Raw genomic sequence first — 26,322 nt, 5'->3', positions numbered from 1 at the left:
ATTAACTATTTTGAGTTAAACTTTTCTTACGAATTTAACTATAAATTAAATATTGCGAGTGTTTATTCTCTTTAAAAAAAGGTAACTTCACTCAACCAACAGTCGCTTTTACCAATTTATTGTTTTTTGGAATAGCTTTTGAAGGTATTTTGGGTACAAAACAAACAGCATGAAACAGACTTTTACTTTTTTAATGATTATACTTTTTGCAAATTTTACTACTGCACAAACCGAAAATTACCAAAATCTATGGAATAAAGTTAAACAGTATGAGTTAGATGGCCTACCTAAATCGGCTTTAAAAGTGGTAGAAGACATTGTAATAAAAGCTAAACAAGACAATAACACGCCTCAACTTATAAAAACAATGGTTTTTAAAGGCAAATTTGCCCTTATTTTAGAAGAAGATGCCCAACTTAACATAATAAACGATTTTAAAACGCAAATTGAAACAAGCCAGTTCCCTACTAAAAATCTATTAGAAAGTATGCTTGCCAAAATGTATTGGCAATATTTTCAGCAAAACCGTTGGCTGTTTTACAACCGCACGAAAACAAGTGAAAAGGTAGATAAAACCGATTTTAGAACTTGGGATTTACAAACACTTTTTAACGAAATTCATGTACACTACCAAAATGCCTTAGCGAGCGGATTAATGCTTCAGCAAGAAGATTTAGGCCAGTTTAATGATATTTTAATTCTTCAAAAGGACTCTAAAAAATACCGCCCTACCTTATTCGATTTTTTAAACCATGAAGCTCTAGAATTTTATAAAACCAGTGAAACGCATATTACCAGACCTTCTTACAAATTCGAAATTGATAATCCAGATTTTTTAGCCGATTCCAAAACCTTTTCGGAATTAAAAATAACATCAAAAGATTCTACTTCGTTACAATTAAATGCTCTAAAAATTTATCAAGATTTAATTCAATTTCATTTAAAAGACAATACTCTTTACGCTAAGGCGTATAACGATATTGAACGCTTAAAATTTGTAAACAAGTATGCCACATTTAGTAATAAAGAAGCCTTCTTTTTAAAAGCACTTGAAACAGGAAAAAACAAAGTTAAAAACCATGATGTTTCTGGTTTATACAATTTTGAAATTGCCAATATTTACCAACTACAAAGCACAAAATACAATACACAATCCCAGAAAGACTGTCGTTGGAAAGCAAAAGAAGCTCTAGAAATTTGTAATAGTGTTATTTCAAATTACCCAGAAAGTCATGCAGCCTATAAATGCCAATTTTTAAAACAAACCATTAAAACTAACTCATTAAAATTAACAGCAGAACGCTTTTTACCTATACAAAAACATGCTAAAATTTTAGTTGATTATAAAAATATTGAAGCTTTAAATTTTAAACTATTTAAGCTAAAAAGAAAAGAGCTTGAGAAGTTTGAAAACATTTACCGTAAAGAAGAAAAACTAGATTTTATAAAAGCCTTAAACGAGAGTCAATCTTGGGAAAGTGTTTTAAAAAACGAAAACGATTACCAACAACATAGCACCGAAATTTTAATACCAAAATTAGTTGGCGGCGATTATTTAATTTATGCCGAAATAAAAAACAACACAGAAAATTTTGCTTACACAACAGTGCAAGTTACCGATTTGGCTTTGGTTGAAACCGAAACGAATACGCAAAAAATATTTCAAGTAATTAACAGAACTAACGGCGCTCCTGTTAGCAACGCTAAAGTTGAAATGAGTTATTACGAAAGAAATTCACGCGCCATTAATCGTGAAGAATACACCACAAACAACTACGGAGAAATACGTATTGAAAAAACCAACGATTGGTACAGAAACATAACTTTAAAAGTAAGCAACGCTAACGAAACGGCTTATTTTGGTAATTATAATGTCTATACTAAATACCAAGAACCTCGAGAAAAAACACAATACAAAGCTTTTATTTTTACCGATAGAAGTATTTATCGCCCTGGGCAAACCGTGTTTTTTAAGGCCATTGCCATTAAAACTAAAAACAACAAATCTGAAGTTGTTGATAACGAACCTGTTTACGCGACACTTTATAACGTAAACGATGAGGAAGTTAGCGAATTAGAGTTTAAAACCAACGAATTTGGGTCGGTTTCCGGTGAATTCATTTTACCAAATAACGGTTTAAATGGCGAATATTATATAGAATTTGACGGCGACAATAAAGACTTTCTCACAAAACACTATTTTTCTGTAGAAGAGTACAAACGTCCTAAATTTAAAACCGAATTTATACCCGTTACAGACACTTATAGAATTAACGATTCGGTTACCATAACAGGAAATGCGCAAGCTTATGCCGGCAGCAATATTACCGATGCTAAAGTGGTTTACCGTGTACACCGCAAAGTACAATATCCGCGTTGGTATTTTTGGCACAGACCATATTTTAGCAGCGAAGCTCAAGAAATTACACACGGCGAAACCGTAACAGATGCTTCTGGAAACTTCGAAATTACTTTTAAAGCGCTTCCAGACCAAAGTGTAGATAAAAACAGTTTACCCATTTTTAACTACGAAATCACTGCCAATGTAACCGATTTAAACGGAGAAACCAGAAGTGCAACAACCGTTGTTAACGTAGGTTATCATGCCTTAACCGCTCAATTAACCGTAGATGCTTTAATTGATAAAAACAAGAAAAACCATAGTATTTATATTGATACAAAAAATCTAAATGGTGAATTTGTTCCGGCTCAAGGTAATATTAAAATATACAAACTTAAAGCTCCTGAAACCGTTGTAAGGCCTCGCCCTTGGGAAACGCCAGATTATCAAGAATTCTCTAAAGAGGCATACAAAAACTTATTCCCTAATGAAGCTTATAAAAACGAAGACAATTCGGCTAATTGGGAAAAAGGCACGCTTGTTTTTAGTAGTGATTTTAATACCAAAAACGCTAAACAAATAGATTTAGGAAAACTTAAAAAATGGGAATCTGGCCAATACCTCATCACTTTAGAGAGTAAAGACAAATTCGGACAATTAGTTAAAGACGAAGTTAAAACCACCTTATTTAGTGAAACCGATAAAACTTTAGCCGATAAGCAATTGTTTAGTATCACAACCAACAAATCAAAATACAATATTGGTGAAACTGCAGTTGTTACTGTAGCTTCTGCTTCCGAAGATGTATCGGTTACTATTCGTATTGAAAAAGATAAAAAAATTATAAAAACCGAAATAATTCAGCTTAACAACAATAAAAAAAGCATTTCAGTTCCCGTTGAAACCAACGACATTGGCGGTTTTGTAGTGCATTATAGTTTTGCCGCCTATAACAGTTATAAATCTGGCACAACCTATATTGCTGTGCCTTATCCTAAAACCGATTTAAACATTGAAACCAATACGTTTCGCGATAAATTACAACCAGGAACCAACGAAACTTGGAGTTTTAACATTAAAGGCCCGAAAGGCGAAAAAGTAAGCGCCGAATTTTTAGCAAGCATGTATGACGCTTCACTCGACCAGTTTAAACCTCATAATTGGTATTTCAATCCTGTAAATAACCCAACATATTATTCACGAAGTAACAATAAAGCTTATAACAGTTTTGGTAATACAAATTTTCAAGTTTATAACTATAACCCACGAAAAAGCTATCCTCAACAACATTATGATAAATTAAATTGGTTTGGGTTTAGGTTTGGTAATGAAAATTTAATCATAAGAGGTAAGAATAATATTTCGAGTGCGCTTGGTGGCCGTGTAGCTGGTGTTCAGATTGTTGAAGACGAAGCCCTTTTAGATGAAGTCGTTGTAGTTGGTTACGGTACTCAAAAAAGAAAATCGTTAACAGGAGCAGTTACTCAAGTTTCCGCAGCACCTATGGCAGAAAATGCAGATTTGAAAAAAGAGATTGTAGAAGAAACTTCCGGAGAATTAGCTACAGAAACCCCAAATTTCGATAACATACAAATTCGAAAAAATTTACAAGAAACCGCTTTCTTTTTTCCTGAGCTAAAAACCGACGAAGCTGGAAATATAAGTTTTAGTTTCACCACACCTGAAGCTTTAACCCAATGGAAACTGCAACTTTTAGCACACACCAAAAACCTAGAAAGCGCAACAAAAACACTTACTACAGTTACACAAAAGGAACTTATGGTAACACCTAACGCACCACGCTTTTTACGCCATGGCGATAGCATTACCATTAGTACAAAAATTGCAAACCTAACAAACAACCAATTATCAGGAAACGCATTTTTAGTCCTTACGGATGCTATTTCTGGAGAAGATGTTACAAAAGAACTTGTCAGGTTGAGCGCAGTCGAAACCTTCGTGGTTAACCCTCAAGCCAACACGCAAGTGTCATGGCAACTTAGTATTCCAGACACTATCGATGCGGTTCAATATAAAATTGTCGCAAAATCCGACACCTTTAGCGATGGCGAGCAAAACGCTCTACCGGTTTTAAGTAATCGTATGTTAGTTACAGAAACGCTTCCTATGTGGATTAAAAGTAACGAAACCCGAACCTTTACACTCGATAAGTTAAAGACCAATTCGTCTGCTACATTAAAACATCATAAGCTAACTTTAGAAATCACTTCTAATCCGGCATGGTACGCAGTGCAAGCATTACCGTATTTAATGGAATATCCTTACGAATGTAACGAGCAAACATTTAGCAGGTATTATGCGAATGCTTTGGCAAGCCACATTGCAAATTCTAATCCGCGAATTCAGGAGGTTTTTAACCAATGGGCCAATGCAGATGCTCTTGTTTCTAACCTTGAAAAAAACGAAAAATTAAAATCTATTTTAATACAAGAAACACCTTGGCTTCGAGATGCACAAAGTGAAACCGAACAGAAAAAACGCATCGCCTTATTATTCAATTTAAACAAAATGAATAATGAATTGCAATCGGCAATCAACAAACTAAAATCAAACCAAATGAGTTCTGGTGCTTGGAGTTGGTTTAAAGGCGGACGCGAAAACCGCTACATTACCCAACATATTATTTCTGGTTTTGGGCATCTTAAGCAACTTAATGTCTCCCTGAGCCCTTCGACTGCGCTCAGGACAGGCTCCGAGGAACCTCGAAATAAAATGATTCAAAAAGCCATCAAATATTTAGATGCGCAGTTTGTTAAAGAATACAACGACCTAACAAAATACAATTCTAAAGTCGATTTAAGCAAAGATCACTTAAGTTACACACAACTTCAATATTTATACATGCGAAGCTTCTTCCCTGAAATTAAACCTTCAAAAGAAGTTGAAAACATTATGGCCTATTACCAAACTCAAATTCAAAAGTATTGGATAAGTAGCAGCTTATACGCAAAAGGATTAATGGCGCTCGTTTCTTATAGAAAAGATGATAAAAATACAGCATCAAAAATTTTAAAATCGTTAAAGGAAACCAGCATAACTAATGAAGAATTGGGCATGTACTGGAAAGCAAACACCAACTCATGGTTTTGGTATCAAGCACCCATTGAAACACAAACGCTTTTAATTGAAGCCTTTTCTGAAGCAGGCCTTGTCATTCAGACCGAAGCGAATAATTTAGAAACCATAGACAACCTAAAAATCTGGTTACTTAAAAATAAGCAAACCAACCGTTGGAAAACTACCAAAGCAACTACCGAAGCGGTGTATGCATTATTGCTTCAAGGTAGTGATTGGTTAAGTGTTACTGAAGCCGTTGATGTTTTGGTTGGTAATAAAAAAATTGAACCTAAAAAGCTAGAGAACGTAAAAGTTGAAGCCGGAACGGGTTACTTTAAAACCTCATGGAATCCTTCTGAAATTAAACCCGAAATGGCCAACGTTACACTAACCAAAAAAGGCGACGGTATTGCTTGGGGCGGATTGTATTGGCAGTATTTTGAAGATTTAGATAAAATTTCATCAGCAGAAACACCATTAAGCCTTAAAAAGAAGCTTTTCAAAAAAACAAACACAGATTTTGGAGAAGAAATCACCGAAATTACTGAAAACACCAAACTTGAAGTTGGCGATTTAGTTCGGGTTCGTATTGAGTTACGCAGCGATCGTGCTATGGAATTTATACACATGAAAGACATGCGTGCCGCAGGTTTAGAACCCGTAAATGTAATTAGTCAATACAAATGGCAAGACGGTTTGGGCTATTACGAAAGCACAAAAGATGCGAGCACAAACTTCTTTTTCGACTATTTACCAAAAGGCATTTATGTTTTTGAATACGATTTACGTGTTAACAATGCCGGTAATATGAGTAATGGAATTACCACCATACAAAGCATGTACGCTCCCGAATTTAGTAGCCATAGCGAAGGCGTAAGATTACATGTAAACTAAATTGTTTAAATTTGTAACAGATTTGCCCCAAAATCTATTACGCCTATGAAACGGTTATTCTTTTTTAAGTTAATTTTCCTGCTTGGTGTGTTATGCCTTCTAGCTTGTGGTGGGCAAAAACAAATTAGCGATAATAGCATTCCTATTACCGAAAATCCTAAACTGCTATTTATTAATTACACTTTAGAAGCACAGGAAGAAAACACAAAAAAAATACAACTAATAAATAAAAAAATCACAGATGGCTTGTTAAAAACCCAAAGCCATAAATTTATTAGCGAACCAAATATTGATGATATTAAATGTGTACAATTAGATAAAAATAATAAAGCAATTCACGTTGACTATATAAAAAATCCGTTAATTAAGTTTACCGAAACGTCAAACGAATCGCTTGAGTTTTCACGACAAAAACACATTTTAAAAAAAGCTTCAGTTTCACTTAAATTACAATTGCATCCCGAAGCGCATTATTTAAGATTACTTGTAATAACCGATAACAAAAAAAGCACAACAGAGCTTATAACTACAAAACTGGATCAAAAATGAAAAAGGTTAAATTTTTTATCGTCTTAATGCTATCAAGCTTTTTAAACGCTCAGGTTTTTGATGTGGAAACTATTAAATATTCTAGTGATGACAATAATCGTATTAATCTAGTTATTTTAAGTGAAGGCTATCAAGAAAGTGAATTAGCAAATTTTATTTCTGATGCGGAAAAATTCACTTCAACCATGTTTGCAGAAGCTCCTTTTTCAAATTACACTAATTATTTTAATGTTTACGCAGTAAAAGTACCATCGAACGAAAGTGGTGCCGACAGGCCTTCTACAAACACTTACGTAGACACTTATTTTAACGCTACGCATGAAGCTTTTGGTCAACCATATTTACTTTATTACGAAGTCGATGGGTATAGCGCCAACAATACCGAAGCAAAAATACTTAGTGTTCTAGCCGATAATACACCAAATTATGATGTGGGACTTATTTTGGTAAATTCTCCCGATTATGGTGGTAGTGGTGGTAGTTTCCCTATGGCTTATAATGGCTATTGGGGTAATAATGTAATTATGCACGAAATCGGGCATTCGCTTTTCGATTTAAAAGATGAATATTATCCTGGAGATGAATTAGCAGCAGAAGCTATTAATATGACAAAAGAAACCAACCCAGCCGCTGTGAAATGGAAAAACTGGATTAACACAAATAGCGTTGGCATTTATCAATATACTTGCGATACGGGAAATTGTGCAGATTGGTATAAACCGCACCAAAACTGCATTATGGAGAAAATAGACAAAGGATTTTGCTCGGTTTGTAAAGAAGGCATGGTAGCAAAAATTCATGAATTGGTTTCTCCAATTGATAGTTATTTACCTAATAGCAATACAATTGAAGCTACAGACTTTCCAATTGATTTTAGCCTATCTTTAATTAAGCCAGACCCAAACACATTGGAGAGTACTTGGACCTTAAACAACGATATTTTTGCAAGCAATTTAGATGAAATTTCTATTAACGAAACCGATTTAATTGAAGGTGAAAACACACTTGTAACTGCCATTACAGACAACACAAGCCTTATTAGAATTGACAATTACGAAACCATAAATATACACACCGTAACTTGGAGTATTAATTACTCTACTTTAGGTATTGAAACTATTAGTAGCGAAAACAATTTGAGTATTAAAATGTATCCAAATCCTACTAAAAATACCATTAATTTTTCATTTGAAAACGGAAATAATTCTAACCTAAAAATTGAAATTATAAGTTTAGATGGAAAGCGAATAAAAACATTATCGCTTAAAAATTTTGAAACCGAAAGTGTAAACATTAGCAAATTAAACGCCGGAGTTTATTTAGCTAATTTTTATTCTGATAATGCGTTGTTATCTACAAAAAAACTTATTAAGCTGTAACTGTTTTCTTTTTTTAGAGTAAAAACCTCTAGCATCAAATAAAAAACCACCAAAACTACAGATGTAGCTTCAATCGTTAATTATCAAAAAAAATCTAAATGCTTCGTATTCTATTTTTGTGGCGGCATGGTTGGGCGCACCTCTATTTTACTTGGTAAGGTTCGCGGATTCATTTTAAGCAAATCTACCACCAACTCGCCAATATCTTCACCTTGAATTTTCCACGCTTCGTCTTCACTTGGCGTTCTTCCGTTAAAATAAGTCGATACAGAACCTGGCATTATTGTACTAACTTTTACATTATGCTGACGTAAATCTAACATTACGGCTTGGGTAAACCCTGTAACACCAAATTTGCTCGCATTGTAAGCCGATCCTTTTGCAAAAAAGTTTGTTCCCGCTAAACTCGAAATGCTAATAAAATAACCTTGAGTTTGCTTTAAAGCTTCAACCGTAGTTTTAATGGAATAAAAAACACCTGTTAAATTGGTATCTATAATGTCGTGCCATTGCTCCAAAGTTAAATCTTCTATACTCGCAAAATGCCCTAAACCTGCATTAGCAACTACAATATCTATCTGTTTAAAACGCTCTAAAATTTCTTTAACCGCATTTTCCTGACTTTCAAAACTTCTAACATCGGCTTCTACCCCTATAGCTTCTGCATCTGTAGTTTTAGTTTTGTTTAACTCTGCAACTGCATTATCGGCAGCTGCTTTACTTCTACTCGTTACCGCAACGTTAATACCTTCGTTTAATAAAGCTAAAGCTGTAGCGTAACCTATGCCTTTTGATCCGCCGGTTATTAAAGCGGTTTTATTTTTTAATGTATTCAAAATGTATTGTTTTTATTTTGGTAATCGTTTGGTTAAAAAGGCTAATTGTCCCATGTGGTTGGCTTGGTGTTCCATAACATGAAACCACGCCCAATGATTCGTCATTGGTCCTGTTTTTTCAGTAAACCATGCATCATTTTTTTCTTTTAAAAGCTTTTTAGTCTCCTTGCGAACATCATCGTAAATTTTTAAATAATATTTTATTGGTTTTCCTTGTAATGCTTCTCGTCCTTTATCTCCTAAACTTAATGGCACTGACCAGATATTATTTTCTTCTTCATTGAATTGTCGATCCTCAAAAGTGTACAACTGATAATATTTTTCTGTGGCTGCCAAATGATAAATAATAGCGCCAATGCGGTTTGCATTTTCATCTATTAAAAAATCTGTTTGCTGTTGGCTCAAATCTTTTACTATACTCTCAACACGTTCTTTTAGATTATCTAACATAGAAATCATGTTACCAATATCGTGGGTATACCCCTTAGGGGCTTTTAACTCATATTGCGCATGAGTATTAATACTAACAACTAATAACAGTAGAATGGTACAGAAACGTTTCATTTTTTTTGTATTTTGATTGATTTTAGTACTAAAATAAAACAACTCTTCCTTACACATAAAACGATTAACACAGCCTTAACGCTAATTGGTATGAATTTAATGTTCTGGAGGATAATTTGCTAAAATTTTTTCTGCAATAGCATAAAAAAGCGCTTCTCTTTTTTCGGGTTTAGCATTTGGGACTATTTTGGTTTCTGCAACGGCTTGCCAAAACAGTTGTTTTTTATTCTCATCAACAAAATCAATAGTAATAACTCGGTTAAAATTAGAGTCTCCAACAGGTATTCCTATAGATATGCCGCCGCCTACATGTCCGCCACCACCGCCTACGCCTACGCCCACAGTTTGTCTGGGTGGTGCTTGAAAAGCTTCACTTTTTATATCAATAAAAAAATCTGGGCTATCTGCTAAGTAAAATCCTTTTGCAGTCATGGTGCTATCAATGGCATCGAGTAAACGATTTGTATCTAATTCGCTAAAGCCTGTTTTCATATCGGCATAGTAATTATAGGTTTTATAATTATTAAAATTAGCTGCGCTATCATAATCATAATCCACCTTAACGGTTGCGCAGGATAAAATTGTAATGGCTAGTAAAAAGACTAGTAAAAATCTCATAACTTTAATTTTTATTTAAAATTAACAGAAAAACAGACTTCCTATTTAAGTTTTTATGCTAAATATTTGTGAAACTTATAGTATCTTGAAGCATAACACCATTAATTAAGCACATGAAACGACTTTTTACTTTGTTTGCCACATTAATTGTTACGTTTTTACATGGGCAAAACGAAAGACCTCAAGACCCTAAACCTCCTTTTAACTACACTTCTGAAGCTATTAATTTTATCAATACCGAAGCCGATAGCATTAAACTTGCCGGTACTTTAACCTTACCCAAAAACACAAAAAATGCACCCGTTGCCATTTTAATTTCGGGGTCAGGACCTCAAAATAGAAATGAAGAAGTCACACAATTTAACCATCGTCCGTTTTGGGTTTTAGCCGATTTTTTATCTGAACATGGCATTGCTGTTTTACGATATGATGATAGAGGCATTGCAGAATCTGAAGGCGATTTTAGTACTGCAACTACTTTCGATTTTGCTACAGATGTTGATGCAGCCATAAAGTATTTAAAAACGAGAACCGATATTGACACTACCAAAATAGGTTTAATTGGACATAGTGAAGGCGGATTAATTGCCCCCATAGTAGCATCAAAAGACAAAACTCTTGCCTTTTGCGTATTACTTGCTGGACCTGGTGTAAACGGCGCTGAAATTTTAAAATCGCAATCGCGAAAAATAGCTAAATTATCTGGAACACCAGAAATGTTTATTGACGAAAACGAGAAACTCTCCAGCCTTATTTACAGTATTATTCAAAATGAAAATGATAACGACATTATAAAAACAAAAATAACAGACACTTTAAACGATTATAAGTTTAAAAACCCAATGTCACCCATTGCTAATGCAATTACACCGGTAATGATTGAGCAACAGTTTAAGGTTTTAAACTCGCCTTGGCTTTTAACTTTTATTAGAACCGGACCTAAAGATTATCTTGAAAAAACCACCTGTCCTGTTTTAGCTTTAAACGGCAATAAAGACGTTCAGGTTTTGCCTAAATTAAATTTGGAAAGTATTGGCAATGCCTTAAAATTAGCCGACAATAAAAATGTTACGTTACAAGAATTAGCAGACTTAAATCACTTATTTCAAACTTGCGAAACAGGCATGATTAATGAGTATAGTAGTATTGAAGAAACTTTTTCACCAGAAGCACTAAATATTATTAAAGATTGGATTTTAAAACAAACAAATTAGTCGTTTAGCATTTTCCAAAGCTTGTCCTTTAGCTCTGTAATTCCTTTTTGAGCCACCGAAGAAATAAACATATACGGAATTGGCAATTCGTTATCTAATTCGGTTTTTAATTCTGCTCGTAACTCATCATCTAACATATCACTTTTCGATATGGCAATCATGCGTTCTTTATCAAGCATTTCTGGATTGTAACGCTTAAGTTCATCGAGCAGAATATCGTATTGTTTTCTAATATCTGGAGCATCCGATGGAATTAAAAATAACAAAATAGAATTACGTTCTATATGGCGTAAAAAGTAGTGACCTAAACCTTTACCTTCTGCAGCACCTTCAATAATACCAGGAATATCTGCCATAACAAAGGTTTGGAAATCACGATATTTTACAATACCCAAATTAGGTTTTAAAGTAGTAAACTCGTAATCTGCAATTTTAGGTTTTGCGGCAGTTAACACCGACAATAATGTAGATTTACCTGCATTTGGAAAACCAACTAAACCAACATCGGCAAGTACCTTAAGCTCCATGGTTACAAATTTTTCTTCCATGGGCAACCCAGGTTGGGCATAACGCGGCGTTTGGTTTGTCGAGCTTTTAAAATGCCAGTTTCCTAAACCACCTTTACCACCACGGGCTAATATTTTTTCTTCACCATCGTCGGTAATTTCAAAAAGTATTTCGTTGGTTTCGGTATCTCTAATTACGGTTCCAAGAGGCACATCTATATAAACATCTTCACCATCAGCACCAAAGCTACGGCCACTACTACCATGTTCGCCGTGTCCTGCTCTGGTATGTTTTTTAAATTTTAAGTGTAATAATGTCCAAAGGTTTGCCTTACCACGTACAATTACATGGCCTCCACGACCACCATCACCACCATCAGGCCCGCCTTTTGTAATGTATTTTTCACGGTGTAAATGTGCGGAACCTTTACCGCCATTACCTGAACTTACATACATTTTTACGTAGTCTACAAAATTTCCTTCAGTCATAGTATTTATATTCCCGCCAAGGCGGGAATTTTTTTAATTTAAATCGCTAATAAGATTTTAAAGCATCCCGATTTGGAATAATTTACATCTATAAATTATTAATTACGCTGCTTAAACGCTCGGTAATTTCTTCAATAGTACCAACACCATCTACACCATAATATTTGTCTTGTGCAGAATAAAAATCCTTTAAAATAGCTGTTTTATTATAATATTCTTTAATTCTGTTTCTAATAATAGACTCATCTGCATCATCTGGTCTTCCACTAGTTTCGCCTCTTTTTAATAAACGTTGAACTAAAATTTCGTCATCAACTTCAAGTGCAATCATCGCGTTAATTTGCGAATCTTTAGCATTCATTAAATTATCTAAAGCTTCAGCTTGAGCATTTGTTCTTGGGAAACCATCAAAAATAAACCCATTGGCATCTGCATTTTTTTCAACTTCAGCATTTAACATATCAATAGTTACTTGATCTGGAACCAATTCACCTTTATCCATATAAGATTTGGCAAGCATTCCTAAAGCGGTTTCGTTTTTAATATTATATCTAAAAACATCACCTGTAGAGATGTGTACTAAATTATATTTTTCTTTTAAAAAGTTTGCTTGTGTTCCTTTTCCAGCTCCTGGAGGGCCAAATAGCACTAAGTTTGTCATGTGTTGTGTTTCTTTTATTTGATATACTTCTGGCAAGTTTCTTCCTAGTTCGTCATAGTCTAAACCATAACCAACAATAAATTTGTTAGGAATTTCTATACCAACGTAGTGTAGTTTAAAGTCTTTTTTATAAGCTTCTGGCTTGTAGAATAGTGTTGCTATTTTTAAAGATTTTACTTTTTCGTTTTTAAAAATACGGTGCACTTCTGCTAACGTATTTCCTGTATCAATAATATCTTCTAAAACAACTACTGTTCGCCCTGTTAAATCTTGCGTTAGCCCAATTAATCGCTGAATATCTTCAGTAGATTTAACACCTTCGTAAGAGGCTAATTTAATAAAAGTAACCTCGCAAGGTTTTTTATACTTTTTAACAAAATCGCTTACTACCATAAACGATCCGTTTAAAATCCCTACAAAAACCGGAATTTCATCTCCAATATCATTTGCAATATCAACAGCTAATCTTTCAATAGCCTCATCAATTTGCTTGGCAGAAATAAATGGTTTAAAGTATTTATCGTGTAACTTAATCACTTTAATTTAGTTTTGAAGTGGCAAAGATAGTTAAAGATTAACGATTAACGATTTTTTGGTTTATGAATTAGGAACTAATTTAAGATTTAAATGTATTTTTGTGTACTAAAAACGAGCTTTTTAGTATTAGAAATATGGCAAATTATTTTTCTTCAAGTTTTAAACTAGGTATTTTAGGTGGTGGCCAATTGGGTAAAATGCTACTTTATAACACCCGAAAATTCGATATTCATACTTGCATTTTAGATAATAGTAACGAAGCACCATCAAAAATTGCTTGTAATGAATTTCATTTAGGCGATTTAATGAATTTTGATGATGTTTATAATTTTGGAAAACAAGTTGATGTACTTACTATTGAAATTGAGAATGTTAATGTTGATGCCCTTGAAACCTTAGAAAAAGAAGGCATAAAGGTTTACCCAGCATCAAAAACCTTACGCACCATACAAAACAAAGCAACCCAAAAATTGTTTTATGTAGATAATAATTTACCCACAGCTCCTTTTACGCGTTTTGCATACCTATCAGAAATTGAAGACGCTATAAAAAATGGCGGCTTAAACCTACCATTTGTTTGGAAAGCAGCACAGTTTGGTTATGATGGTAATGGTGTGAAAATGGTAAGAAAGATTGAAGATTTACAAGGCTTACCAACTGGCGAATGTATAGCCGAACAGCTAATACCGTTTAAAAATGAATTAGCAGTAATTGTTGCAAGAAATAGTTCTGGTGAAATAAAAACCTTTCCAGTTGTTGAAATGGAATTTCACCCAGAAGCCAACCAAGTAGAATATGTTATTTGTCCGGCTAGAATTGATAAAGCAGTTGCAAAAAAAGCAACCGAAGTTGCTTTAAAAGTATCAGAAGCTTTTAATCATGTTGGTTTATTAGCTGTTGAAATGTTTCAAACCGAAGACGATCAAATTTTAATAAACGAAGTAGCACCACGACCTCATAATTCAGGGCACCAAACTATTGAAGCAAGCTATACCTCACAGTTCGAGCAACATATTCGTGCTATTTTAAATTTACCTCTAGGAAGAACAGACAGTAAAGTTGGTGGTGTAATGGTAAATTTAGTTGGCGCTGAAGGTTACAGTGGCAATGTTGTTTACCAAAATATTGAAGCTATAATGAAAATGGACGGCGTTACACCACATATTTATGGAAAAAAACAAACACGCCCATTCAGAAAAATGGGACACGTTACCATAGCTAACGAAAATTTAAATGAAGCGCGTAAAATTGCAGAAGAAGTAAAAAAGAAAATTAAAGTAATAAGTGAATAAATTTTAATTCGGAAGTTTTAAATTTAAAACTAAACATAAAAAAATATGAGCAAAGTAGGCGTAATTATGGGAAGCAAAAGCGACCTTCCTGTAATGCAAGATGCCATAGACATCTTAAAAGGATTTGATATTGAAGTTGAAGTAGATATAGTTTCTGCACACCGCACACCTGAAAAATTATTCGATTACAGTAAAAATGCACACACCAGAGGAATTAACGTTATAGTTGCCGGTGCTGGTGGCGCTGCTCACTTACCAGGAATGGTAGCATCTTTATCTCCTCTTCCTGTAATTGGCGTTCCTGTAAAAAGTAGCAATTCTATTGATGGCTGGGATTCTGTTTTGTCTATTCTACAAATGCCAGGAGGCGTGCCTGTTGCAACCGTGGCTTTAAACGGGGCTAAAAATGCAGGCATATTAGCTGCTCAAATTATTGGCACACACGAAAAATGTGTACTAGACAGAGTTATAGCTTATAAAGAAGGCTTAAAAATAAAAGTTCACGAGTCTGCTAAAAACCTATAAATAAAAAAAGCCTTGAATAAATTCAAGGCTTTGCTTAGCTATTAACAATAATTCTTAAGAGTTAGTCACTCTTTAAATTGCTGAGGGCAATAATACAAAAAAATATTATGCGCTCATAATAAAATTTTTTTTTAACATACTACACAAAAAATGGCCGAAAATATTTTAAATAAAAAATTTAGAACAAATTACAATACCGCACCATTTTCAAAAATAAAAAACGCAGATTTTCTTCCTGCTTTTAAACAAGGCATCAAAGATGCTAAAGCTGAAATTGATGCCATTACTAATAATCCTGAAGCTCCAAATTTTAAAAATACTATTGAAGATTTAGATTTTTCTGGTGATCAGTTAAACAGAATATCTAGCATATTTTTTAATTTAAATTCTGCCGAAACTAACGAAGAAATACAAAAAATAGCTCAAGAAGTATCGCCATTACTATCAGAATTCAGTAACGATGTAACATTAAACGAAGCATTATTTAAACGTGTAAAAGCAGTTTACGATGCTAAAGACGACTTAAATTTAACTACCGAACAACAAACACTATTAGACAAAAAATATAAAGGCTTTTCACGAAATGGTGCTAATTTACCAGAAGATAAAAAGCAAGAACTTCGCGAAATAGACAAAGAATTAAGTCAACTAAGCCTAAAATTTGGCGAAAATGTTCTAGCCGAAACCAACAAATACGAACTACATATTACCAACGAAGCCGATTTAGATGGCCTACCAGAAAGCGCTATAGAAGATGCTAAAGATACGGCAGAACAAAAAGGTAAAGACGGCTGGATTATTACTTTACAATATCCAAGTTATGTACCATTTATGACCTATGCAAAAAACCGAGAATTACGAAAAAAACTCTCGCTAGCATTTGCATCAAAAGGCTTTAATAATGATGAATTAGACAATCAAGATATCGTTTTAAAAATTGTAAAACTGCGCCATAAACGTGCTAATTTACTAGGTTATAAAACTCATGCTCATTTTGTGTTAGAAGAGCGTATGGCGAAAAACCCAGAAACCGTAACCACATTTTTAAACGATTTATTACAAAAAGCAAAACCAGCAGCCAAACAAGAGTTTGACAAACTGAGCGATTTTGCTAAAAAATTAGATGGAATAGACCAATTACAAAAATGGGATGCATCATATTACTCAGAAAAACTAAAACAAAAATTGTTTGATTTAGATGACGAGAAACTTAAGCCATATTTTAAACTTGAAAATGTAATTAATGGTGTATTTACAATTGCCAATAAACTATTTGGGCTTCAATTTGAAGAAATAAACGACATCGATAAATATCACAACGACGTTTTAACCTACAAAGTAACAGATACCGAAGGCAATTATATTTCCATTTTTTATGCCGATTTTTTCCCAAGAGCAGGAAAACGTGGTGGCGCGTGGATGACCGTTTACAAACCTCAATATATAAAGGCTGATAAAAACGATCGCCCACACATATCTATAGTGTGTAATTTTACAAAACCTACAAAAAGCAAACCGTCGCTGTTAACTTTTAACGAAGTAACTACACTTTTTCATGAATTTGGTCATGCCCTACACGGTATGCTTGCCAACACCACTTATCCAAGTTTATCGGGAACAAGCGTATTCTGGGATTTTGTTGAATTACCAAGTCAAGTATTCGAAAACTGGTGTTACGAAAAAGAAGCTTTAGAACTTTTTGCAACGCACTATGAAACAGACGAAGTTATCCCAATGGATTTAGTTGAAAAAATAAAAGCTTCGGCAGCATTTAACGAAGGCATGCAAACCTTACGCCAAATAAGTTTTGGTTTATTAGACATGAGTTGGCATGCTATTGAGTCACCAGAAACTATCAATTCAATTAAAGCACATGAATTAGAAGCTTTTAAAAACACACAATTGTACCCAGATGTTGCCGAAAATTGCATGAGCACATCGTTCTCTCATATTTTTCAAGGCGGTTATTCGTCTGGATATTACAGTTATAAGTGGGCCGAAGTTTTAGATGCCGATGCCTTTGAATATTTTAAAGAAGAAGGAATATTCAGTAAAACGGTTGCCAAAAAATTTAAAGACAATGTGTTGTCGCAAGGCGGTACAGAAGATCCTATGGTTTTATACAAACGCTTTCGCGGAAAAGAACCTCAGCCAGAAGCTTTATTGAAGCGCGCTGGGTTAATTAAAAAATAAATTCATTTTTTTATCCTATTTTTGAGAAAAAAGAAAACTACTTAACATGCCAAAACATGAAATTAACCCGAATAAGTGGATCGAATTGTACTCCGATTACTTATTTAATTACACTATATCGAGAGTAAACGATCGAGAAATGGCTCAAGATTTAGTTTCCGAAACTTTTTTGGCTGGATTAAAATCTATGAAAAACTTTAAAGGAGATGCTAGCGAACGTACATGGCTAATCTCTATTTTAAAACGAAAAATTATAGATTATTACAGGAAAATTAATTCTAATAAGGGAAAAGCTGAAGTTAGAATAGGTTACAACGATGATGCCGAAAGCGAAGGCGATTGGCTTGAAGAACGTGTTGCCGATCCTTTTGACAAAACCGCTGAAGACACTTTACAAAACGAAGAACTTGGTGATGCTATTCACAACTGCTTAAGCAAACTACCACAAAAACAAGCTGACGTTTTTAAAATGAAAACCATTTTAAATTACGAAACAGAAGTTATTTGTAATGAATTGAATATAACAGCGTCTAACCTCTGGGTAATAGTTCATAGAGCAAGAACTGCAATGGCAGATTGTTTAGAAAAAAACTGGTTATAAAAATGAAGAAAAGCGTATTATTTATAAGTTGTGACGAAGCAAAACACATTTGTGATAAAGCACAATATGATGAGGCTAGCTCATGGGAAAAAATAAAATTAAACATTCGTCTTATATATTGTAATGTGACTCAAAAATATTACAAAAGAAACAAAAAACTTACTAATGTAGTAAAGTCATCGAACGCTGAATGCCTTAATCTAAAAGAAAGAGAAGCGTTAGAAATGAAGTTTAAAAAAGAATTATCGAAACATTAAAAGCAACATAAGCCAATAAATAGGTATAGCTTCTACCCAAAACGCACTGTAATATTCTTTTTGCTTAACTTTTGATAACAGTATAAACAATAATGTTATAATTGTTGTAAAAAGTAAAATAGTTGTAAACAACAAGTTTACCTCATCTTTAAAAAACTCCATAATAAAAAATAAAACCAACAAAATCACTCCAAGACCTTTTGTTGGTTTTACTCCTATTTTTTGAGGCACTGTAGATAATTTTAAACTATCATATTTTAAATCTCGTATCTCAAAAGGAAGCATAAGAGCAATTATAAAAACAAATCTTTGTAATGCCGTTATAAAAACATCTACAGAAATAGATAGTCCTCCTTCAATTACTGGTAACAAAACCGTAACACCACTCCAAACTAAACCAATTAAGTAAATTTTAAGACCACCTATACTCCTTAAGTTTTGTTTATTATCTAAAAAAAAGTGCTTTGGCAAAAACGGTATAGCATATAAAAAAGTTACTAACCCCAAACCAAAAATGCAATACAATGTTTTACTACTTAACTTAAAAGCAAAAAAGCACATTAATAAAAAACATATAAGCGAAAATATCTGGATAACTTTAAGCCATTTTGTTAAACTAATATGATGGAATTTTGCGACACCAAAATACTTAACAAAATTATAGCCCGTAACCGAAGCAAAAAAAACAAAATAAAGTAACGACGGGGTATATAAAATATTAAACTCAAAAAGCGTTATTAGCGTAAGTGACACAACCGATAAAGCTACATGAATACTACTTTGCAAATAAAAATTAAAAAGTCTTTTTAATACTTTCATCTTACAAAAATAACCAAAGTGTTAATAAGGTTTTTATTTGGTTGAAAACTTTACATTATTTGCAACAAAACACGCATTTTATTGTTTATTTTTGCGAAAAATATATCAATTTCGTTTTAATGAACACAAATGCTTTCGCTCTTCGTCATATTGGTCCGCGTGAAAACGACCAACAATTAATGCTTGAAACTATTGGAATTGACTCGCTAGATCAGTTAATTTATGAAACTATTCCCGATGATATTCGACTAAAAAACAATCTCGATTTAGACGAACCCATGACAGAGCATGAATACTTATTGCATATTCATGAACTTTCTAAAAAAAATAAAGCATACAAAACTTATATTGGGTTAGGCTACCACCCTACTATTTTACCTGCCGTTATACAACGAAATATTCTAGAAAATCCAGGTTGGTATACAGCTTACACACCTTATCAGGCCGAAATTGCTCAAGGCCGTTTAGAAGCCCTTTTAAATTTTCAAACCATGGTTATTGAATTAACCGGAATGGAAATAGCAAACGCCTCTTTACTTGATGAAAGTACCGCCGCAGCAGAAGCCATGAGCTTACTTTTTGCAGTTAGATCACGCGATCAAAAAAAAGCAGGTATTAATAAGTTTTTTGTTTCTGAAGATGTTTTACCGCAAACCTTATCGCTTTTACAAACAAGAGCCTTACCAATTGGTATAGAATTGGTTATTGGTAAAGAAAGTGAATTTGATTTCTCTCAAGAATTCTTTGGTGCACTACTTCAATATCCTGGAAAACACGGTCAAGTTACCGACATAAAATCCTTTATAGAAAAAGCAAACAGCAATAACATTAAGGTAGCCGTTGCTGCCGATATATTAAGTTTAGTAAAACTTGAAGCGCCTGGTAAATTTGGTGCCGATGTGGTTGTTGGTACTACACAACGATTTGGAATACCAATGGGATACGGTGGCCCACATGCTGCTTATTTTGCCACCAAGGAAGCTTATAAGCGAGATATTCCTGGACGAATTATTGGAGTTACAAAAGATGTTGATGACAACCGTGCTTTACGTATGGCTTTGCAAACACGCGAGCAACATATTAAACGCGATAAAGCCACCTCAAATATTTGTACAGCCCAAGTTTTACTTGCTGTTATGGCAAGCATGTATGCTGTTTATCACGGGCCTAAAGGCTTAAAATTTATAGCAAATAGTGTACACAGTAAAACTGTAGCTTTAGAAAAGGCTTTAAATGATTTAGGTTACGAACAAGAAAACACATCGTATTTTGATACGCTCCTAATAAAAGCTAAGGCAAAAACCATTAAAAAAATTGCCACCAAGAAGAAAGTTAATTTTTATTATCCAGATAAAGAAACGGTAACAATTTCAATTAACGAAACCACTTCTATTCGTGATTTAAATTACATAGTTTCAGTTTTTGCAGAGGCTGCAGATAAAAAAACTATCAAAATAAACGATATAAAAGAAAGAAATAACATTGATAACAACCTTCAACGTAATTCTAGTTTCTTAACTTCAGAAGTATTTAACACTTATCATTCCGAAACCGAATTAATGCGTTACATTAAATTTTTAGAACGCAAAGATTTGGCTTTAAATCAATCGATGATATCATTAGGTTCTTGTACCATGAAGCTTAATGCTGCTTCAGAAATGCTACCCTTAAGTTTTTTTAAATGGGCTAACATTCACCCTTTTGTACCAGCCAAACAAGCCAAAGGTTATTTAACGGTTTTAAAAGAACTAGAAGATCAACTTACCGAAATTACAGGTTTTGCAGCAACATCTTTACAACCAAACTCTGGTGCACAAGGTGAGTTTGCTGGTTTAATGGTTATAAAAGCTTACCATGAATCTCGTGGCGATCATCATAGAAACATTTGTTTAATCCCATCATCAGCTCATGGAACAAACCCTGCAAGCGCAGTAATGGCAGGAATGAAGGTTGTTGTAACAAAATCTACAGAAAAAGGAAATATTGATGTCGACGATTTACGTGAAAAAGCAGAATTACACAAAGATAATTTATCTTGTTTAATGGTAACTTACCCATCCACTCACGGGGTTTACGAATCGGCTATTAAAGAAATTACTAAAATTATTCATGACAACGGCGGACAAGTATATATGGACGGCGCTAACATGAACGCACAAGTTGGCTTAACTAATCCTGGGCAAATTGGTGCCGATGTTTGTCATTTAAATTTACATAAAACATTTGCAATTCCACACGGTGGTGGTGGCCCTGGTGTTGGACCTATTTGTGTTGCCAAACAATTGGTTCCGTTTTTACCTGGAAATCCTGTTGTAAAAACTGGAGGAAAAAAAGCAATTTCTGCAATTTCTGGCGCTCCTTTTGGCTCATCATTAGTATGTTTAATATCGTATGGATATATAAAAATGTTAGGAGCAGAAGGCTTAACAGAATCTACTAAAATTGCCATACTAAATGCTAATTATATTAAAAAGCGTTTAGAAGGGAGTTTTGATACTTTATACTCTGGTGAACGTGGTAGAGCGGCTCACGAAATGATTGTTGATTGTCGTCCTTTTAAAGCTAATGGTATTGAGGTTTCAGATATTGCAAAACGCTTAATGGACTATGGCTTTCATGCGCCAACAGTTTCTTTCCCTGTGGCTGGCACTTTAATGATAGAGCCTACCGAAAGTGAGAGTAAAGCAGAATTAGATCGTTTTTGTGATGCTATGATTTCGATTAAAAATGAAATCGATTCTGTTTCAAAAGACGAGCCAAACAATGTATTAAAAAATGCACCTCACACTTTAGAAATGATTACCGCCAACGAGTGGGATTTACCATACACAAGAGAAAAAGCTGCATTTCCGTTAAACTACGTAAAAAACAATAAGTTTTGGCCAAGTGTGCGTCGCGTTGATGATGCCTTTGGCGACCGTAATTTAGTATGTTCATGCACACCTATTGAGGATTATATTGAGGCTTAAAACTAGCCTTTGAACATCGTAATAAATTATAAAATTAAAAATGCATTTTTACTAAAAGCCTTTACATTGCAAGGCTACATAAATAAGGCATTTTTAGTTCTATGAATATCAAGATAACAGGTACAGGTAGTTATATACCAAGTACTATAGAGAAAAACGAAAATTTTCATAATCACGAATTTTTAAACTCAGACGGATCTTTAATTAAACATCCCAATGAAGTAATTGTTAAAAAATTTAAAGCCATAACTGGTATTAGTGAAAGGCGATACGCTAAAGAACATTTAAATTCTTCAGATTTGGGCTTTTTTGCCGCAGAACGTGCCATTGATGACGCTAAAATAGACCCTGAAACTATAGATTATATTATTGTCGCTCACAATTTTGGAGATGTTAAACACAACACCATTCAAAGCGATTTACTACCTTCCCTAGCCTCTAGAATTAAACACAGTTTGCGAATAAAAAACCCAAAATGTGTTGCCATTGATATTCTTTTTGGTTGCCCAGGTTGGGTAGAAGGTGTTATACAAGCCAAAGCATACATTAAATCCGGTATGGCTAAACGCTGTTTAGTAATTGGTACAGAAACACTTTCTAGAGTTGTAGACAAACACGATAGAGATGCGATGATTTTTTCTGATGGTGCTGGTGCAACTATTATTGAAACAACAGATAATGATGGTGGTATTTTAGCGCACGAAACAGCTAGTTTTACATATGATGAAGCCTACTATTTATACTTTGGTAAATCTAATAAGCAAGAGACTGTTAATGATACACGCTACATAAAAATGGACGGCCGAAAAATATACGAGTTCGCCCTAACAAATGTACCACAAGCCATGAAAACCTGTTTAGATAGCAGTGGGGTTTCTATCTCTGAAGTAAAAAAAATTTTTATACATCAAGCTAACGAAAAAATGGATGAAGCCATTTTAGAGCGTTTCTACAAACTTTACAATTTAGAAGCTCCAGAACATGTTATGCCAATGAGTATTCATAAATTGGGAAATAGTTCTGTAGCAACTATACCTACATTGCTAGATTTAGTTAAACGAAATCAATTAGAAAACCATGAATTAAATGCTGAAGATGTTATTATATTTGCAAGCGTAGGTGCTGGCATGCACATAAACGCTATTGTTTACAAATATTAATTTATCGTTTTAATGCAAAGTGATATTTAAATTGGTTTGAAGCAACATTTATGTAATATTCGCTAAACACCAATAATCATTGGACGGCATATTAACTATATGTGCCGTCGCATACGTTGCTTTGTGTGGTTAAAGTTGTTAAAAGCTTTCCGTACCTATCAAAAATATAAATAGTATAATCGTTTTAAACATCGTTTTAATATTCCAAAAATCATTCACACCATCATTGTTTGGCGTAAAATAAGGTTTTAATTTAAAACACAGTTCATCATTCGATTACGTTTTACATTCTAAAATAACATTTAACAACACCACTTAGCATGATTTCCAGGGTTCTTTTATTAAATAACTTAATAAACGTTCGCTTAATCCTGTAATTTCTAATTATCCATTTCAATTACAATTTAAAGTAAGAGAACGCATTTAAACATCATTATAACTAACGCTAAAGATAGAATTACTAGTAACACCTGAAATAAGAATATTACACCACCTTCACACTATCTAAATCTCCAGCAAAACAAAACTCTTAATAACTCTAAAAATAATTTTCGGATACCGTACCATCTTTATTAGATACTTTACCTATACTTTTAACCGTTTATAACAAATAATTTTCCGCCATCTAAATCACCTATATTTGTAACAGATTCTCCAAAAAAATATTCTGTAACAAGTGCTGTATTAAAACCGCCTTGAGCTTGATTTATTTTTTTATAGCTATTAACAGTATAAACCTAGAATTTATTTTTAATGTTAGCATTAAAAAAATACATAAAAATTAAAATTAGAACGAAAAACACCCATCTTTTTTATAATTGTAAATATATTTACAAACTCCTTTTAAGATTGAAAAAACATAATGATATTACAAATTATCTATAAATTAATCTATCAAAAACATATTAATTATGTTTTAAGAAATATAAATTATGTTATTAACCCATTTATTCCTAAAAAAATAAAGATCCCTCCTTCTGGTATTCTTAACTTAAAAACCGATTCGGGAATTATTAAAATAGCCACAAACCAAACAAGTTACTTAACGCAATTGCTTTTTTGGAAAGGATATAAATATTTTGAGTATTCAGAAATTTTCGAAAAATTATGTAAGCAAACTACAAATTTTCTAGATATTGGATCAAATATTGGGTATTACTCGCTAATAGCAGCAAAAGCGAATCCAGAAATTAAGATTTACGCTTTTGAACCTGCCCTAGGCCCAAAACATTTTTTAAAAAAAAATATACTTATTAATAATTTTGAATCGATAATTTCACCTATTAATCTGGCTTTAAGTGATAACTCTGGAACTATCGATTTTTATGAAGTAAAAAGTAAAAAATACACATATTTGGAGCATGACCTAGCCGGCGAAGGTAATGCGGGCACTAAAACATCCTCTAGAAATTTTATAAAAAACACAGTAACAGCAACTACACTTTCAGAGTTTGTAACTCAAAATAAATTAAGCAAAATAGACCTCATTAAAATGGATACCGAAGGTACCGAAATTACTATTTTAAAAGCTAGTAAAGAAACCATTGCCAAACATGAACCTATTGTTATTTGCGAAACGTTATACAATACAATTGAAAATGAATTGGATGACTTTTTTAACAGCTTAAATTATCTGTTTTTTAACCACACAAAACAAGGATTAAAAGAAGTTAAAACTATTACAAGGTCTAAAGACAACGGCATAAGAAATTGCTTTTTTGTACCAAAATCTAAATTAAATTTAATTGAAACGTTTATAACCGATTAATAATGGACTTTTCAATAATAATTCCCGCACATAACGAGCAAGATGTTATAGGTTTAACCCTAGAATCTTTGGTTAAACAAACCCTTAGACCAAAACAAGTTGTTGTGGTTAATGATAATTCTACCGACGATTCGCAGCGTATTATTGAAAATTATTGCCAAAAACACGATTGGATTACGTTAATCAACTCGAAATCGTCGAACAAACACTTACCAGGAAGCAAAATTATTAACGCATTTTACAAAGGTTTTAATGTTATAAATGATGATTATGATGTGCTATGTAAGTTCGATGCCGACCTTATTTTTCCAGAAAACTACTTAGAATCTATCGCTGATCATTTTTCAAATAATTCTAAATTAGGAATGGCTGCAGGTTTTTGTTACATTGAAAAAAACAATCATTGGGTTTTAGAGAACCTAACCCGTAAAGACCATATTCGTGGTGCTTTAAAAGCTTACAGAAAACAATGCTTTTCAGATATTGGTAAACTAAAACCTTCTATGGGTTGGGATACAGTAGATGAGCTTTTGGCTAAATACTACGGTTGGGAAATTTTAACCGATGAAACACTTCATGTAAAACATTTAAAGCCAACTGGCGTTAGTTATAATAAAGCATCGAAATATTTACAAGGGGAAGCCATGTACAAAATGAGATATGGCTTTGTTATTACATTAATTTCAGCTTTAAAATTAGCTTATAAAAAACGTAGTTTTAAGTTATTTCTAGATTATATATCTGGATATTTTAAAGCTTTAAAAGAGAAACCTGAATTTTTAGTAAATAAAGAAGAAGGAAAATTTATTAGAAACTTACGCTGGAACGGCATGCTTAAAAAATTAAAATAAATGAAATATTTTACACTTATAGTTTTAATCGGCCTTGGAACTTACTTTTTAAGCAAGTTAAAACCTGAACCTAAAATTATCGCATTAAAAAATACAATTGCCTCCAAAAGCTGTATGGCTCCTAATGGTTTAAAATCAGACAGCACTAAGCATCAAGGTTGTTGTAACATTAAAAGTCGAGCCTATTACATTGCAACCCAAAAGCATTAAGTAGTTAAATG

Annotated in this window: 20 protein-coding genes; 14 read left to right on the top strand and 6 right to left on the bottom strand. The window is 33.3% G+C overall.

Annotated features, from left to right (window positions below):
• Positions 1–169 precede the first annotated feature (169 nt).
• Genes LG649_RS10155 through LG649_RS10145 form a run of 3 tightly spaced genes read left to right on the top strand, consistent with a single transcriptional unit; the run spans position 170 to position 8,241 of the window.
• Positions 170–6,313, top strand: coding sequence for an alpha-2-macroglobulin family protein (locus LG649_RS10155; protein WP_226543722.1), 6,144 nt, complete (start codon positions 170–172; stop codon positions 6,311–6,313).
• A 45-nt stretch (positions 6,314–6,358) separates the two neighbouring features.
• Positions 6,359–6,862, top strand: a complete 504-nt coding sequence (locus LG649_RS10150) for a hypothetical protein (RefSeq protein WP_226543721.1) — start codon at positions 6,359–6,361, stop codon at positions 6,860–6,862.
• Positions 6,859–8,241 (top strand): T9SS type A sorting domain-containing protein, encoded by a 1,383-nt coding sequence (locus LG649_RS10145; protein ID WP_226543720.1) that lies wholly within the window; start codon positions 6,859–6,861, stop codon positions 8,239–8,241. Before LG649_RS10150 ends, LG649_RS10145 begins: the two co-directional genes overlap by 4 nt.
• Before the next feature lie 110 nt (positions 8,242–8,351).
• Here the strand turns inward: LG649_RS10145 and LG649_RS10140 are convergent, their stop codons facing one another.
• The 3 genes from LG649_RS10140 to LG649_RS10130 all read right to left on the bottom strand — a co-directional run bounded on the left by LG649_RS10140 (position 8,352) and on the right by LG649_RS10130 (position 10,259).
• Positions 8,352–9,077, bottom strand: coding sequence for an SDR family oxidoreductase (locus LG649_RS10140; RefSeq protein ID WP_226543719.1), 726 nt, complete (start codon positions 9,075–9,077; stop codon positions 8,352–8,354).
• Between the two features lie 12 nt (positions 9,078–9,089).
• Positions 9,090–9,641, bottom strand: coding sequence for a mycothiol transferase (locus tag LG649_RS10135; RefSeq protein ID WP_226543718.1), 552 nt, complete (start codon positions 9,639–9,641; stop codon positions 9,090–9,092).
• A 96-nt stretch (positions 9,642–9,737) separates the two neighbouring features.
• Positions 9,738–10,259: a DUF4136 domain-containing protein gene (locus LG649_RS10130; RefSeq protein ID WP_226543717.1), complete on the bottom strand. Its 522-nt coding sequence runs from the start codon at positions 10,257–10,259 to the stop codon at positions 9,738–9,740.
• A gap of 113 nt (positions 10,260–10,372) precedes the next feature.
• Here LG649_RS10130 and LG649_RS10125 point away from each other — a divergent pair, with 113 nt between their 5' ends.
• Entirely contained in the window at positions 10,373–11,473 is a 1,101-nt protein-coding gene (locus tag LG649_RS10125; RefSeq protein WP_226543716.1) for an alpha/beta hydrolase family protein, read from the top strand.
• Here LG649_RS10125 and obgE read toward each other — a convergent pair.
• The gene (obgE, locus tag LG649_RS10120) at positions 11,470–12,468 is read right to left on the bottom strand and encodes a GTPase ObgE (protein WP_226543715.1); all 999 of its coding nucleotides are present in this window, start codon (positions 12,466–12,468) and stop codon (positions 11,470–11,472) included. The two genes, LG649_RS10125 and obgE, sit on opposite strands and share 4 nt — an antisense overlap.
• Positions 12,469–12,556: 88 nt before the next feature.
• On the bottom strand, positions 12,557–13,666 hold the full coding sequence (locus tag LG649_RS10115; RefSeq protein WP_226543714.1) for an adenylate kinase: 1,110 nt from the start codon (positions 13,664–13,666) through the stop codon (positions 12,557–12,559).
• A 134-nt stretch (positions 13,667–13,800) separates the two neighbouring features.
• Between LG649_RS10115 and LG649_RS10110 the strand changes: the two genes are divergently transcribed.
• The 5 genes from LG649_RS10110 (at position 13,801) to LG649_RS10090 (ending at position 18,534) form a co-directional block, all read left to right on the top strand.
• On the top strand, positions 13,801–14,958 hold the full coding sequence (locus LG649_RS10110; protein WP_226543713.1) for a 5-(carboxyamino)imidazole ribonucleotide synthase: 1,158 nt from the start codon (positions 13,801–13,803) through the stop codon (positions 14,956–14,958).
• A gap of 45 nt (positions 14,959–15,003) precedes the next feature.
• Positions 15,004–15,483 carry a 5-(carboxyamino)imidazole ribonucleotide mutase gene (gene purE, locus LG649_RS10105; RefSeq protein ID WP_226543712.1) on the top strand — a complete coding sequence of 160 codons (480 nt, stop codon included), beginning with the start codon at positions 15,004–15,006 and terminating at the stop codon, positions 15,481–15,483.
• Between the two features lie 150 nt (positions 15,484–15,633).
• Positions 15,634–17,676, top strand: coding sequence for a M3 family metallopeptidase (locus tag LG649_RS10100; RefSeq protein ID WP_226543711.1), 2,043 nt, complete (start codon positions 15,634–15,636; stop codon positions 17,674–17,676).
• A gap of 46 nt (positions 17,677–17,722) precedes the next feature.
• Positions 17,723–18,277 carry a sigma-70 family RNA polymerase sigma factor gene (locus tag LG649_RS10095; RefSeq protein ID WP_226543710.1) on the top strand — a complete coding sequence of 185 codons (555 nt, stop codon included), beginning with the start codon at positions 17,723–17,725 and terminating at the stop codon, positions 18,275–18,277.
• Between the two features lie 2 nt (positions 18,278–18,279).
• A complete protein-coding gene (locus tag LG649_RS10090) occupies positions 18,280–18,534 on the top strand; it encodes a hypothetical protein (RefSeq protein WP_226543709.1) in 255 nt (84 codons plus the stop codon).
• On the opposite strand, the gene LG649_RS10085 is transcribed toward LG649_RS10090, so the two are convergent.
• Entirely contained in the window at positions 18,520–19,353 is an 834-nt protein-coding gene (locus LG649_RS10085) for a UbiA prenyltransferase family protein (protein WP_226543708.1), read from the bottom strand. The genes LG649_RS10090 and LG649_RS10085 overlap by 15 nt on opposite strands.
• A 119-nt stretch (positions 19,354–19,472) precedes the next feature.
• On the opposite strand from LG649_RS10085, the gene gcvP reads away from it, so the two are divergent.
• The 5 genes from gcvP (at position 19,473) to LG649_RS10060 (ending at position 26,311) form a co-directional block, all read left to right on the top strand.
• Positions 19,473–22,322: an aminomethyl-transferring glycine dehydrogenase gene (gcvP, locus tag LG649_RS10080; RefSeq protein ID WP_226543707.1), complete on the top strand. Its 2,850-nt coding sequence runs from the start codon at positions 19,473–19,475 to the stop codon at positions 22,320–22,322.
• Between the two features lie 101 nt (positions 22,323–22,423).
• The gene (locus LG649_RS10075) at positions 22,424–23,482 is read left to right on the top strand and encodes a 3-oxoacyl-ACP synthase III family protein (protein WP_226543706.1); all 1,059 of its coding nucleotides are present in this window, start codon (positions 22,424–22,426) and stop codon (positions 23,480–23,482) included.
• Between the two features lie 862 nt (positions 23,483–24,344).
• Entirely contained in the window at positions 24,345–25,250 is a 906-nt protein-coding gene (locus tag LG649_RS10070; RefSeq protein WP_226543705.1) for an FkbM family methyltransferase, read from the top strand.
• Positions 25,251–25,252: 2 nt separating this feature from the next.
• Positions 25,253–26,101, top strand: coding sequence for a glycosyltransferase family 2 protein (locus LG649_RS10065; RefSeq protein ID WP_226543704.1), 849 nt, complete (start codon positions 25,253–25,255; stop codon positions 26,099–26,101).
• Positions 26,102–26,311 carry a hypothetical protein gene (locus tag LG649_RS10060; RefSeq protein ID WP_226543703.1) on the top strand — a complete coding sequence of 70 codons (210 nt, stop codon included), beginning with the start codon at positions 26,102–26,104 and terminating at the stop codon, positions 26,309–26,311.
• Positions 26,312–26,322: the final 11 nt, after the last annotated feature.

Source organism: Neotamlana laminarinivorans, assembly GCF_020523925.1.
In the GTDB taxonomy this organism is placed as follows: domain Bacteria; phylum Bacteroidota; class Bacteroidia; order Flavobacteriales; family Flavobacteriaceae; genus Neotamlana; species Neotamlana laminarinivorans.
This window is presented reverse-complemented; position numbering and strand designations above follow the sequence as displayed.